11 protein-coding genes and 1 pseudogene are annotated in these 11,167 nt (G+C 41.3%); 3 read left to right on the top strand and 9 right to left on the bottom strand.

Features of this window, described 5'->3' with window-relative positions; genetic code table 11:
- Positions 1-315 precede the first annotated feature (315 nt).
- The 3 genes from KF839_RS14275 to KF839_RS14265 all read right to left on the bottom strand — a co-directional run bounded on the left by KF839_RS14275 (position 316) and on the right by KF839_RS14265 (position 3,031).
- Positions 316-1,110 carry a class I SAM-dependent methyltransferase gene (locus tag KF839_RS14275; protein ID WP_292918498.1) on the bottom strand — a complete coding sequence of 265 codons (795 nt, stop codon included), beginning with the start codon at positions 1,108-1,110 and terminating at the stop codon, positions 316-318.
- Positions 1,111-1,156: 46 nt separating this feature from the next.
- Entirely contained in the window at positions 1,157-2,137 is a 981-nt protein-coding gene (locus KF839_RS14270; RefSeq protein WP_292918497.1) for a GlxA family transcriptional regulator, read from the bottom strand.
- Between the two features lie 123 nt (positions 2,138-2,260).
- Positions 2,261-3,031 carry an MBL fold metallo-hydrolase gene (locus KF839_RS14265; RefSeq protein WP_292918496.1) on the bottom strand — a complete coding sequence of 257 codons (771 nt, stop codon included), beginning with the start codon at positions 3,029-3,031 and terminating at the stop codon, positions 2,261-2,263.
- A gap of 767 nt (positions 3,032-3,798) precedes the next feature.
- Between KF839_RS14265 and KF839_RS14260 the strand changes: the two genes are divergently transcribed.
- From KF839_RS14260 to KF839_RS14250, 3 genes and pseudogenes are all read left to right on the top strand, one after another.
- Positions 3,799-4,290, top strand: coding sequence for a DUF6607 family protein (locus KF839_RS14260; RefSeq protein ID WP_292918495.1), 492 nt, complete (start codon positions 3,799-3,801; stop codon positions 4,288-4,290).
- A gap of 20 nt (positions 4,291-4,310) precedes the next feature.
- Positions 4,311-4,874, top strand: a pseudogene (locus tag KF839_RS14255) (DUF6607 family protein); the annotation flags it as partial.
- Positions 4,875-5,080: 206 nt separating this feature from the next.
- A complete protein-coding gene (locus KF839_RS14250) occupies positions 5,081-5,464 on the top strand; it encodes a hypothetical protein (protein ID WP_292918493.1) in 384 nt (127 codons plus the stop codon).
- A 919-nt stretch (positions 5,465-6,383) separates the two neighbouring features.
- Here KF839_RS14250 and KF839_RS14245 read toward each other — a convergent pair.
- The 6 genes from KF839_RS14245 to KF839_RS14220 all read right to left on the bottom strand — a co-directional run.
- Positions 6,384-6,683, bottom strand: coding sequence for a type II toxin-antitoxin system RelE/ParE family toxin (locus KF839_RS14245; RefSeq protein WP_292918492.1), 300 nt, complete (start codon positions 6,681-6,683; stop codon positions 6,384-6,386).
- On the bottom strand, positions 6,680-6,928 hold the full coding sequence (locus KF839_RS14240) for a CopG family ribbon-helix-helix protein (RefSeq protein WP_292918491.1): 249 nt from the start codon (positions 6,926-6,928) through the stop codon (positions 6,680-6,682). Before KF839_RS14240 ends, KF839_RS14245 begins: the two co-directional genes overlap by 4 nt.
- A gap of 498 nt (positions 6,929-7,426) precedes the next feature.
- On the bottom strand, positions 7,427-8,620 hold the full coding sequence (locus KF839_RS14235; protein WP_292918490.1) for a tyrosine-type recombinase/integrase: 1,194 nt from the start codon (positions 8,618-8,620) through the stop codon (positions 7,427-7,429).
- A gap of 238 nt (positions 8,621-8,858) precedes the next feature.
- A complete protein-coding gene (locus tag KF839_RS14230; RefSeq protein WP_292918499.1) occupies positions 8,859-9,842 on the bottom strand; it encodes a tyrosine-type recombinase/integrase in 984 nt (327 codons plus the stop codon).
- Positions 9,752-10,078 (bottom strand): helix-turn-helix domain-containing protein, encoded by a 327-nt coding sequence (locus KF839_RS14225; protein ID WP_292918489.1) that lies wholly within the window; start codon positions 10,076-10,078, stop codon positions 9,752-9,754. The genes KF839_RS14230 and KF839_RS14225 overlap by 91 nt, the downstream gene beginning before the upstream one ends.
- The coding region (locus KF839_RS14220; protein ID WP_292918488.1) for a replication initiation factor at positions 10,075-11,167 on the bottom strand (1,093 nt) is incomplete at its 5' end. The genes KF839_RS14220 and KF839_RS14225, both read right to left, overlap by 4 nt.

Here is an 11,167-nt window from a genome sequence, read left to right as displayed (position 1 = left end):
CTTGCGGCATGGGGCGCATTTTTAGCAAATGTCTTGTCTGTTTTGTTGTTACCGCTGTTTGTTGTGTATTTAAATCGATTTCAGATTATTTCGGAAGAAAATGCCCTATTGGCTAAATTTGGTAATGACTATGCCAGATATTTGAGATCGGTTCGCCGGTGGGTATGATATTTCGTATGCTACTTTATAAAGGGAAGCCATCTCAGTAAGTTAGCACACTTTAGTATGTGCTTAACTTCCTAAGACCTTAAAAAATAATTCATTCGATATGCTAGATATTAATTTTCGATTTTAAATAACATCTGCCCGCAATACTTAAAGTCTTTCCGTTTCAAACAATATGGCTTGCATCGGATAGCGCATTGGATTTGAACCATATTCTTTTTTAAATGCCTCTGCTAACACCTTAACTATATCCTCCGGATCAACACCGCCACGATCTCTTATTTCAAAAATAACTGGCGAAAACACTAATGCACGTGCAAAAGCAGTCACATCTAAAATGTCGTATGAATGGCGCTGAACTGAGATTTCTATATTATCAAAACCAACATTTATCAGTTTTTCTTTGATGGGATCGATTTGGTGACACGAAACTGGTTCAAATAAAAAGTGGGGAGGATCTGAAGGAAAAAATTGTTTGAATACCTCAAAGCTCAAGCTCGCGAATGGATTGTACTTTTCAGAATCCCAGACACGGAACAAGTAATTGCCTCCAGGCTTCAGCATTCGATACGTCTCACGAAATGCTAGTTCTTTATCGAAAAACATAATACCGAATTGGCAGACTACAGCATCGAACGCCTCGTCTTCGAATGGTAACGCGGTAGCGTCGGCATTTTGGAAGATGATCTGTTCATTGGAAAGAAATTTTGTGCGGGCTAGTTCCATCATGGAATCGCTAATGTCCACCGCAGTCAAGTGAGTCTCTTTAGGTAACATGTTACGTAAATGACGGGTGACAATACCTGTGCCAGCTGCAATTTCAAGCACGTCGCGTGGTGATTGCTCTGAAATACGTCGCGCAGTGTCTACACCATAATAATCGAAAAGTACCGGCCCCAAATCACGATCATAAGGAATAACGACTTCATCTACATACTCTGCCATGTATAGTTCTCCGCAGTAAAAATTAATAAAAAAATAACAAAGATTCTTAGGCTATCTCGGCGGATGCTAAGCGTGGATATTTACCTTGAAAAGTTTTTCGCCATTCACTTGGAGTTACATTAAATCTATGTTTGAAATGTTGACGCAGGGAAACAGTAGAATGAAATCCTACTTGCTCTGCAATAGTATCTATTGCTAAAGAGGTAGATTCTAATAATTCCTGACTTCGCTGAAGGCGCTCTATTAATAACCAATCTCCAACTGTCATTCCAGTTGCTTTGTAAAATTGTCGGGTGAAGGTACGTCGGCTCATCATGCAATATTGAGCAAGTTCATCCAACCCATGTATTTTATTTAAATTATTTCTTAAATAATCTAGAAGCTTGTTGATTCTGGCATCCTGTGTTGAAACAGGCACAGGACGTTCAATAAATTGTGCCTGACCACCTTCTCTATATGGAGGAATCACCATACGTCTAGCCAATTTATTAGCAATTGCACTGCCGTAACGCTGGCGAACTAGATATAAACAACAGTCGAGACCGGCTGCTGTCCCTGCCGAAGTAATCAAACGATCATCATCAACATATAATGCATTACAGTCGAGTTCTACATCAGGAAAACGATTTATGAAGTCCTGTTCAAACTCCCAATGCGTAGCCGCCCTATGGTTTTTCAGTAAACCTGCATACGCAAGCACATAAGTGCCCAAACACAGCCCTACAACTTGATTACCTCGTGCATGTGCCTCAACCATTGCATCCAGCATTACCTGGTTTGGCTTTTCAGCAGGATCTCGCCAAGACGGAACAATAATAATGTCTGCTTTCGCCAATTCCTCCACACTAAGTGACGATTGAACACTCAGCCCCTCATTTGAACGTATCGGGCCCGATTCTTCTGCATAGATCTTCAGTTCAAATAATTTTTGATCGTGCAGGAGATCACCAAAAATAATACATGGTACCGATAAGTGAAAAGGGCTGAAATGATTAAAAGCAACAACCGCAACTAATGGGACAGCCATATTAAAACCTCGAAGGTTAAACTTTTTTACCGTTTAAATAGTATTTATGATGAAAGCTTGTAAATAATCAGACAATATATGTAAAAAATAATGCATCAGTAAGATAGATGCATTATTTTGGCCTCAGAACGTATATGATTCACCATCATCAGGTACTAATACTCGTTGCGTCATTTCCTTTGCTCTGAGAAACTCACCCAACTCTTTTCTGGTTAAAGTGGCATGATTCACTGCTTCCATGTGGCTTGCAATAATAGTTGCCTCAGGAGCGGCTTTATAGACTTCGTAAATATCTTCCTTCCCCATGATAATCGATTCATTACCGATAACTTGTGCATCACAACTGTTTAATACGACCACATCAGGATGATATTTTTTCAAGCTTTTGTCGACTTCTTCACACCAGACCGTATCTCCAGCGATATAAAATGTCTTTTCATTGGGATGTTTGAAAATGATACCGCTCACTTCGCCCAGCAATTCTTTCATGTCTTCTACTACCTTCGGCCTGCCGTGTTGTCCTAGGGTTTTAATCAGCGTAATACCCTCATAATCGTTGACTTCATTTAGTATCTGAACATTGTTAAATCCGGCGGATTTTACAGCTTTTGCATCTTTTTCATGTTGGGTAAAAATCAACATGTCTTTAGGAATTGCCTTTTTAGCCGCATCATCCCAATGATCTGGATGATCATGCGTTAAGATAACCGCATCCACATCAATTATCTCATTGATTGGCATAGGCAATTCTGATGTTGGGTTGCGAATATGTTCATTGATCGTACCGCTAAACCCCGGCAAGGCTCCTTTTTCCGCTAGCCAAGGGTCTATTAATATTTTCTTGCCACCATAATTAATTTTAAGTGTGGCATTTCTGATTTGAGTAAATTGCATTTTGTGGTGCTCCTCTAATGGTTTGTGTAGAAGACATTATGAGGAAGCTAATAAAAAATGATTAGTGGCCCTAGGGTCATTTATCAGAGCATTTGGGCCAAATAATATAAAACTGCTAATGGTTGCTTTAATCTTCAGATTTTATACACATCTAGGAGGGGAGAGGGTTAGCAGCCTGACAAGCTTCTATTTTGTTGCTAGTGATTCCAGAATAACCTATTAATCTGTTCACTATCTCATGCTTTTAATTTATCTGAAATTTATTAAAGTTATCTCCTACTCATGCAAGAGTGCATGAATGCTCTTCCCGCTAAGGCACATTTATCATTTTGTTCTAACTGATTAGAAGTATCATATGTCACGCAGCCGATTAAGCTACAAATAATCATTGATATAATAACGAGAATTTTCATTTTTTTATCTTGTGATTCCCTGTGGTTTTGCCACGGGGGATCTAATTAGGTTTTAGAATGTTGGGATGTGAGATGTCGTAGAGAAGGCGAGCCACTATGCGTGGCAGATACATTATCACATTGTATTTCCTGTGAAATACAGACGAGGGTGTTAGACGAAGCGGTTGTAAGAATCATTATGATGACTACGAAAGAGATAGCAGAGCGATACGACATTGAGTTTGAGCAGATAAGTTGCGCAAAGACCACGTACATATACTTTGTACAGCACATCCGAAGATTGCACCGGGTCAGATTGTAAGGGTGGCGAGAATTGTTTAAGAAGAGGCCGGAGACCTGTGGAGTGGAGAGTTTTTGTCATTCGGAATTTTGAGCTATATGTATTCAATAAAAGAATTGAAATCCAATAGGCGATCCACGTTATATTTTCCTAAACTGCTCTGCTTGACGGGAGCTTTAGTAGCCTTGATTGGTTGCGCAAGTGCTCCTCAACAGCAACCAAAGCCTTCCATCACGGAATATCCAACCTCAGAGAATCTGGTTGCTGGATGTACCGCCGATGAACAATCATTTGATTGTGATCGCCGCCCTATTCTTGCATTGCAAGGGGATTTTCAGGTTAGCTTTAATTTTTATGAAACGGTGATCCTGAAACCCGGTTATACCCGTAAAGGGCCCAAGCACAGCGGGGCATTCGAGAAAGTGGTGTTGATAGATGATAGTGGTAAAAAACTTTCATTCCAGCATTTGCTTGTGACAGGCAGTGGCGAAGTTGTCAAACACTGGCGACAGGACTGGGTTTATGAATCGACCAAGCATTGGAGTTATGAAGGTGACCAGCGCTAAAAACAAAAACACCTCAAGAAGTAGCCGGTACATGGACTCAGCTAGTCTATGAAGTCAGTGATGCGCCCCGCTATACAGGTACTGGAAAATGGAATCATAAATACGGCGTTTCAACCTGGACATCAGACCGTACCTGGCGTCCTTTGCCTCGCCGGGAATATACTACGCGGGACGATTATCAGCTAATTAATGCTGAAAATCGGCATACCATTACCCCACAAGGCTGGACGCACGAACAGGATAATACCAAGGTGATCCGTGCCAATGATCAAAAAGATACCGTATTAGTTAGAGAGTTTGGATTTAATGAATATCGGCGTATCAGCGGATATGATTTTTCTGCTGCGATGAATTACTGGCAATCCACCGCACCATTCTGGGCGGCTGTTCGCGCACTCTGGAATGATAAATTAACTAAAGACTCGACCGCCCTTGCTTTCCCTACTGGAGATAATCAGTTGATTGATGGATTGTTCAAGCTTGCTGAAGATTATAAACAGCAATCTGACCTGAAAACTCATGAAAGCAAGCTGGACGATCTTTTTCATCAATTTGTTAACGCTGAAAATAAAGCATTTAAATAATTTCTGATGCAAAAAACTGTTTCATTAACTGACACTAACTCAGTTGAAAGCCATATACGACACTAAGTTTCATGAATTCTAGGTGTTTCCCTTAGAGGTTAATAGTGGTTTCCCTAGTATAAAAACCAAGGCTTCCCCGATTCATTTTCGATGTCGTAGCCATTAATATGCAATCATCGTTGAAATTTAATTCGGAGGCAAAGATCATGAAAACCCAAAAAACTATCACAGCAATTTCTTTAATAGCTGCTTTATTTTTTGTTAGCCTGCCATTCGGTTCTGCAAGCGCAGAAGAAATTTTGACTGCACAAGATCATCTGCAAATTGCAAAACGTCATGAAGCTTTATTAAAAGAAGCAGAGGCTAAGCTTGTAGAACACCAAGCTGCTTTGGAAGATTACGAATCAAGATCGTATTACTATGGCCGTGGAGGTCAAGATTTTCAATCTCATGAGAAAGCCAATATTCGTGAGTATGAAGAAATTGTAGTTGAGAATAAAGCGCAAGCAGAGTTGCATTACAAGTTAGCTGGTGAAAACCAAACACCGAAATTTGTAAGCGGCAGCATCGGCAATACACAAGCAAATTAATAATCTCCTTATTAATTGGAAAGCCACTTAATACTAAGTGGCTTTTTTATTGTCTGTAAACAAATTTAGGGAATATTTGTTTACTCTTGAATTCCCTCAGCAAGGTTCTATAGAGGTCGATGAATCGCATGACGGTTTTCAACTGCCAATAGTGCTCTTGGTCTTAACCATCTAAGAAAATTTCAGGAACCTAAAATAACCATTCGTTTGTATGCTAGGCTGGTGAGCCGACTCAAATAAGGAGACAGACTATACGTGTGATGGTGTTAGTGAAAGGTACCGAAGACAGCGAAAAGGGCTTTGTCCCGGCGGCCTAGATGATGGAGGCGATAGGCAGTTTAATGACGAGCTGGACAAGGCAGGCATCATGAAGGACGGGGACTGTTGACGGCCTTACGCCATCTTCGCGGGGCAAGCGTATTCCGTTCGATGGATGGTGCCGGTCGTACGGTTATCGACGGATCTTTCCCCATCCCCGCGAGCTGGTCATTCGTTTTTGACTCTGGGAAGTCAAGGATATGAATAAGGCGGCCGCTTAGGTGAAGCGCTGCCCAAACCCATGCCGGGACCGAGTGAGTTCGAAATCAGGCCGCTATACGAGATGTCTGATTTGGGATGAATCTGCACATAGGGGATTGAATCGGTCGCACCATTTTAAAACTGAAACACTACCCCGCTTTAACTTCCTAAGACCCTTGTCATGTTATTTCTAACGAGCTTGGTGAGGGTCACAAAAAGTGAGTCAAGAATTGAGTCTTTTCGATCACCTAACTTATCTTACACATTGCATAAGCAAACAAGAAGTTACGCTAAGTGTCGAATACGCATAAATCAGTATCTGTAGATTACACTAGAATGGTGTTGCGCCTTCAAGGCACAAGCTGACTGTGCAGCTTACGTTACTTGTGAGCGATAACTACTAGCGAAAACGATTGAAATTTTCAGGCCATTTTCTGGATGTATGCATGACAGCCAATATGCGAATATCTCTGTCGGTTATTTGATAGGCAAGAATGTATGGAAGATCACTTATTACTATCTCGCGCGTACCAAACACACGGCCTGAGCGGCCAATTTCGGGGTGTCGCGATAGATTATCAGCAGTAGCTTTTATTTTAATTAAAACATTATAAGCAGCATTAGCGTTCTCTTGTGCAATATACTCACCAATTGATTTTAAATCTTCTAGTGCTTCATCGAGCCATACAACAGCGCTCATGCTTTGAATTTATCTATCGTGGCATCAACATCATCACTTGAATGAAATTTTGCATTTTTTCCTGAAGCAACATCTAGACGTTCTTGGATTTTTTTTGTTTGCCAATCGTAAATTTCCAGATAGTGATCAATAGCCTGATTAACCAACCAGTTTCTGGAGCGATCCATAGTGTGCGCCATAGCATCCAGTTTTTCTTGTTTTTCTGGTGTTACTGATACACTCATGCGTCCTGTTTCACTTGCCATTTTTTATTCCTTAATCAGAGGTAATCATATTTAATCTTGGCATAGATAAATATGATTTGCAAATTGAAACAGCAAACAGATATTGAACAATCATTGTTAAGTGATCATAAAAATCACTGTGCCAAACTACGGCAGAAATACCACCATTTGAGACTGTTTGACACCGGTTTCGTACTTGGCAAGCATTGTAAGTGATTGATATAATTAATACTGTATTTGTTATCTGCGTCTCATAATCCCTTTGTCGCTCAGATACAGTTGACTTGGTAGTAAACCCGGTGGGCGCTCATTCTATTAGTACAAGTCAAAACGATTCAAAAATGAACCGAAATTTCTGCAAAAAGACATCCTTAAATGCTTACCAAAAATGCAAAAACTTAGTTAGCATTTGTCATGTAACTGATTGATAATAAGATAAATAATTGGGTATGGAATCGAGCCTGCGTCTATTTGATAAATCAGTCATTTAGTTTGTCGCTACGCACATATTGCAATTTGTTATTTCTTTTTCTTAAATTGTACAATTTCACCTGGCTTTGTTAGCCCGCCTGCTGCAAGCATTGCGCTTGTGGCTGTATTAACCGAGTCTCTAACCGGATCAAGATCAAGCCGCGCATAAATCGCCGTTGTATTTTGGTTCTTATGATTAAGCGATTTGCCAATAATCGCCAGCGATGCACCGGTCTTTGCTTGCCAGCTTCCCAATGTGCGCCTTAGATCATGAAGTCGCAAATCTTTTATTTCTGCGCTTTTTAATATGCGTTCCCAGCCTTTTCTTGGTTCCTGAATGTGTCCTGATTTGCCGATGCCGGGAAAAACAAATTCACTATCATCTGATTTTCGGTTTTGCAAAACCTCAATCGCTTCTGGTGAAAGTGTTACTGTTTGAGGCGTATCATTTTTTGTTTCTTCTATACGCCATTCAGCACGTTCGAAATTAATATCCTGCCATTTCATGCTACAGACATTTGATCTGCGTGCGCCGGTCAATAGCGAGATTAAAACATAATCTCTAATTGTTTCATTTGGCTCTTTTGAGAGTGCCTGAAAGAATCTTGGCAGCTCATCACTTTGAATGAACCGATCCCGGCTCTTTTCTTTGTTACGCCTGATCCCAATAGCCGGGTTGTTTTCCCAAAGCCCTGCTGATATTGCCCATCCAAACACGCTTGAAATTAAGGCTAATATTCTGTTGGCAGCAATTGGTCCTGATTTAGTTGTTATATTGCTATGAAGTAGCGATACTGTTGCTCGATTTATTTCTGATAACTTTTTTTTACTAAACTGTTTTTCAATATGTTTTTTATAATTATCCAGATCATCTGTCCATGTTTTTTTCTTTGGTTTAGAGTGTCTTTCTAAATATTCTGCAAATAAATCACAGAAGAGGGGTTCCGATTTTAATTTGCGTTTAGCTTCAGCTGGGCTTTTGCCCTCAGCTATAACCAAATTGATTTCCATAGTTTTTCGCCTTGCCTGATCAATCGTCATGTCAGGGTGGCGTCCTAGTGTTATGCGCTCAGGATTACCGCCTTTGATGCGTTTAAAAACACTAAATGTTTTGATCCCGGTTGATGATATACGCAAGTGCAAACCACTCACCTTTGTGTCATGATATGTGTCGCGCTTGCCTTTTTGTGGCAAGGGGAGGGCGTCAATCTCTGCTTTTGTAAAGTTGAATTTTTTGGTCATGGCAAATTGGGGTTACGCCGGGGTTACATTCCGGGTGCATTTTAGTGCATTTCTATCAATGTACGTAAATGCTAAATCTACCCTGAATGCCATTCTGTGTAAAGGTCTGCGTATTTATATAAATTTCCATATATATGGATAAATACACGGTGTTTGTGATTTGTAATCAGAAGGTCCCGAGTTCGATTCTTGGTGTCGGCACCATTAAATCAATAGGTTATATTAATTTAATGACCTCCTAATTTTCTCCTTGTGTCAAAATTGTGTCATTCAGAAGATCATCAACAACCATTGCATGCTTTCTGAATTGCTCAGGAGCCAAATGCGCATAACGCTTTACCATCTCAGTCGACTCCCAAGCCCCCATCTCCTGAATCACATTTAACGGAACACCCTTCTGGGTTAACCAACTAGCCCAGGTATGCCGCAGATCATGCCAGCGGAAGTTTTCAATACCAGCCCGTATTAATGCTCTACGCCAAGCCTTAGTATTGACTTGGTTGATTGGCTTACCTCGATAAGTGAAGATTTTCACCGGATGCTTGCCAATTTGTTTTCGCAATATTTCTATTGCAGTAGTATTTAACGAAATATGAATACTTTTTCTTCCTTTAGCCTGATCTGCATGTATCCATGCAACGTTTCTTTGCAGATCAACTTGCGACCATTCAAGATCAGTTACATTTCGTTTGCGTAACCCAGTACACAGAGAGAATTTAACCAAATCAACTAAATGCTCCGGTAATTCATCAAGAAGCATTTTGACTTGCTCTGGCTCGATCCAACGAATACGCCGTTTAGGTTCTTTATACAACCGGATAAACGGTGCTTTCTCGATCCATTCCCAATCAAGGGCAGCACGACGCAAAATTGCCCGGATTGTTGCCAAATAGCGATTAGCTGTTGAAGGTGAAGTTTCTTTACGTTTTACTTCACCTACTTCAGCAATTACTTCCCGAGTTAATTCAGAAAGTAGGCGACCTCTAAAAAACTGTTGAATCCATGCAACCTGCTTCATGTCCTGCTTATGTGAAGCTTTATGCTCAGTTTCCATCAGCCATTTATAAGCTGCTTCATCCCAAGTGCGTTTTGGCTTATCCCCCAGTTTTACAACCCGCCAAGATTCAGCTTTCAGCTTGTCGTGGAATTCCTGTGCTTGGGTTTTGTCTTCAGTTGCAGCAGAGCATCTAACTCGCTCGCCGCTTGGTGTGGTGAAACTAATCCACCACGTTTTACCGCGTTTAAAGAGTGACATAATTGTTCTCCATGTCCCACTTGCAACGCTTGCCGGGGAGTAGCATATAACGAGCGCAGGTAGGCAACAAGATCATCTTCAACAAATACCCAACACTTTCCCACCTTTGCGCCAGGAATAATCCCCGCCTTAGCACGGCGGCGCACTTCTTCGGGGTGCATTTTGAGAAATTGGGCAGCTTCTTCTAAGTCGAGAGTTTTCATTCTCCCTCCGAAGCTTTGCGGTAATTTTTTGCAGCTTTTTCGACTTCTAAGCGTTTTTGATCTGCTTCATTGATGTTCAGGATGGTGTTGTATTCTTTGCCACGTAAGTGCACCTTTTCAAGTAGATAATCTCCCGCTGACAAACCAATAAATTCACCGCAGGAAAAAAGATGCTGATGCAGTGCCAGCAAATAGCGATCCAAACCTTCATCAAAATCAGTTATGCCATGCTTGGCCATAAAACAAGCCATTGAACTGATGCCTAATGTCAGTATCCGCTTATCTTCCGGCAAGCGTTCCGGTTTGAATGACCTGGAAAGCGTGTTGAAGTCGGTTTCCCAGTCTATGGATGAAATATATCCCCAAAGCGGATGAATCGGCCAGCGTGAGCGTGTCTGATCATCGGGATTGGGTAACGTAAGACGAAGCCATTCCGTTGAAGCATAGCTCCACAAGCCGTTTAAATCAGCCAATACACTATCAAGGCTTACCAAACCATGTTCTGCCAAAACATCGCGCATTAACTGAAATTCAACACGCCAAACGGGTTCATCCTCTTGCCAACCGGTTTCTTTCCATAGCGGAATAAGATCGGTTCTGCTACTGGTATGAATTTCTAACAGCTTGTTATACAACCGGCAGGAAATCTTGCCGCCCAGGCCAATCGACCAGCCTGTGAATTTCTCATTAACCGCATGCGCATCGATTTTCTTGCCACGCGTAATCCACGCTTCACGACCCCAGGATTCCATGTTTTCATGGGAAACGAAATCAGCGCATAAATCGATACGGTTGACATGGGCAGAACTCTCTAGTGTGCCCAGTTCATTCAAAATCTGACGCAGATGTTTTTCAGCTTCAGCGGGTTTAATACTGCACAGATACCGGGATGATAGCTTCACATACACCATCGGTGTTTTCTTGCTGGTTTTGGATAGACTGATGCGGAATGCCCCATCTTCCAGGACATACGGGAATATTGATGAGCCTTTATCTTTAACTTCAAAGATATGCCCCGCAATAGGATATTGTGCTTGCGCTTGTTGATCTGCTTCTGGATGCTGTGCCAGTTGTTTAAGCTTGGCCAGA

Source organism: Nitrosomonas sp. (assembly GCF_019635155.1).
Taxonomy (GTDB): Bacteria; Pseudomonadota; Gammaproteobacteria; order Burkholderiales; family Nitrosomonadaceae; genus Nitrosomonas.
This window is presented reverse-complemented; position numbering and strand designations above follow the sequence as displayed.